Below are 2,446 nucleotides of genomic sequence, written 5' to 3'. Positions count from 1 at the left end.
CTCGACACTGGCGAGCACCCCCGCCAGGACCGGCTGGGTCGAACCCGACCTCGCCCCCTTCCCCCGACACACCGACAGCTGAACGCGGATCCACGGTTGGTCCGCCGCGTGCGGTGCGGCCGACCCAGTGCTTTCCGTCCGGGGCTTCACCGTCGATGTAGGTCCACCCGGGCGCAGGAGCCGATCACCGAGGGCTACCGAACGAACGGAAGCAGCGGCCACCGACATCACCCGGCGTGGGCCCGGGCAACGGTTTTCGAGGTGCGTCCACCCCGACCCGTCGGTCTGCCGGGTCGGCGAGGACTACTACCTGGTCACCTCCTCCTTCGAGTACTTCCCGGGCCTCCCGCTGTTCCACAGCCGGGACTTGGCGCACTGGCGGCCGATCGGGCACGCCGTGGACCGCCCGGGGCAACTCGCCCTGGACGGCGTCCGCCCCTCCGGCGGCCTCTACGCCGCCTCGCTGCACCACGCCCGCGGCCGCTTCCACCTGGTGTGCACCCTGGTCGACGGGCTGCAGCAGGACGGCACCTTCCTGCTCACCGCCGACGACCCGGCCGGCGCCTGGTCGGACCCGGTCTGGCTGCCCGGGGCGCCCGGCTTCGACCCGTCGCTCTTCTTCGACGACGACGGCTCCGCCCACCTGCTCGGCACCCGTCCGACCGACGAGGAGGGCCGGACGGAGATCTGGCTGCGCGGCATCGACCTCGACCAGGGCGTGCTCACCGGCGAGGAGCACGTGCTCTTCCGCGGCGCCCTGGTCGACGCCCGCTGGGCCGAGGGCCCGCACCTGTACCGGCACGAGGACCACTACGTGCTGGTGCTCGCCGAGGGCGGCACCGAGCACGACCACGCCGTCACCGTCGCCCGCAGCCGCCGGCTCACCGGGCCGTACCGGAACAACCCCCGCAACCCGGTGCTGACCCACCGCCACCTCGGGTTCGGCCACCCCGTCACCGGCGCCGGGCACGCCGACCTCGTCCGCACCCCGGCCGGCGACTGGTACGCGCTGCTGCTCGCCTCCCGGCCGTACGGCGGCGGCGGGCACGCCAACCTCGGCCGGGAGACCTTCGTCGCCCGGGTCGTCTGGGAGGACGGCTGGCCGGTGGTCAACCCCGGCAGCGGCCGGCTGGAGGAGTCCACCCGGATCGCGCTGCCGCCGCACCCCTGGCCGGAGCCCGGCCCGGTCGACCACTTCGACGCACCGGAACTGGGCCCGCACTGGAGCCTGTTGCGAACCCCGCGGGCGGCCTTCCACAGTCTGGACGAACGCCCCGGCCACCTGCGGCTGCGGCTGCTGCCGCAGACCCTCGCCGAACGGGTGACGCCGAGCTTCGTCGGCCGCCGCCAGCAGCACGCCGACTTCACCGCCGAGGCGGCGCTCGACTTCGCACCGGCCGCACCCGGCGAGCAGGCCGGCCTGGTGGCGTACTACGACCCGGACCACCACGTCCGGCTGCTGGTGGACGGCGACGGCGCGGGCGGCCGGGTCGCCCGGCTGACCGTCCGGGACGGCGGGCGGGACACCGTCCGGGCCGAACTGCCGCTCGCCTCGGGCCCGCTGGTCCTGGGCGCGGTCGCCCGCGGCCAGCAGTACACCTTCCGCTGCGGGCCCGCCGACGGCCCGGCCGCCGAGCTCGGCACGGTGGACGGCCGCATCCTCAGCAGCCGGCACGCGGGCGGGTTCACCGGCTGCCACCTCGGCCTGTACGCCACCGCGCCGCACCCGACGGCCACCCGGGCCGACTTCGACTGGTTCCGCTACGCCGGGGCCTGACCGCCGCCGCCCCCGCCACCGCCGCCGCCACCGCAGCGGGTCGCGACGAACTCGGCCAGGTCGGCGGCGGTGCGCCCGGGGTCGTCCCACTGGACGACGTGGCCCGAGCCCTCGTGGACGAGGAGTTCGGAGCGCGGCAGGGCGGCCGCCAGCCGCTCCTGGTCGGCCCGCGGCAGGATCCCGTCCCGGTCGCCCCAGATCAGCAGGGCGGGCGCGGTGATCCGCTCCAGACCGTCGAGGCCGGTCTCGCCGAACAGCCCGTCGACGGTGTCCCGCCACACCCGGGCCGGCACCCGCAGACCCTCCCGCACCATCAGGCCGGCGAAGTCCGGCGGCAGTGGCCGGGCGACGATCGACTCCACCATCGCGCGGACGGCGGCCGGGTCCGGCGGGTCGGTCATCCGGGAGACGGCGTCCCGGACGGCGACGGCCTCCGGCTTGTCGGCCAGCAGCGCGGGCGTGCCGAGGAGGACCAGCCCGCGGACGCGTTCCGGGCGCTCGGCGGCGTACCGGCGGACGGTGAAACCCGCACTGGACGCGCCGACGAGCACGGGCCGGTCGATGCCCAGCAGGTCGAGGAAGGCGGCGAGGTCGGCCGCGAAGTCCGCGGGCCGGTAGCCCGCCGGCGGGCAGTCGGCGCCGCCGTGCCCGCGCTGGCTCGGTGCGAAC

General features: G+C 76.2%; 2 protein-coding genes. One reads left to right on the top strand and one right to left on the bottom strand.

Annotated elements, in window-relative coordinates; genetic code table 11:
* Positions 1-226: 226 nt before the first annotated feature.
* Positions 227-1,777, top strand: coding sequence for a glycoside hydrolase family 43 protein (locus tag ABZ641_RS33130; protein WP_359987883.1), 1,551 nt, complete (start codon positions 227-229; stop codon positions 1,775-1,777).
* On the opposite strand, the gene ABZ641_RS33125 is transcribed toward ABZ641_RS33130, so the two are convergent.
* The coding region (locus ABZ641_RS33125) for an alpha/beta hydrolase (RefSeq protein ID WP_359987880.1) at positions 1,762-2,446 on the bottom strand (685 nt) is incomplete at its 5' end. The two genes, ABZ641_RS33130 and ABZ641_RS33125, sit on opposite strands and share 16 nt — an antisense overlap.

Source organism: Kitasatospora sp. NPDC007106 (genome assembly GCF_040634455.1).
Classification (GTDB): Bacteria; Actinomycetota; Actinomycetes; order Streptomycetales; family Streptomycetaceae; genus Kitasatospora; species Kitasatospora arboriphila.
The sequence above is the reverse complement of the archived record's forward strand: the minus strand, read 5'-3'. Positions and strand labels throughout refer to the sequence as shown.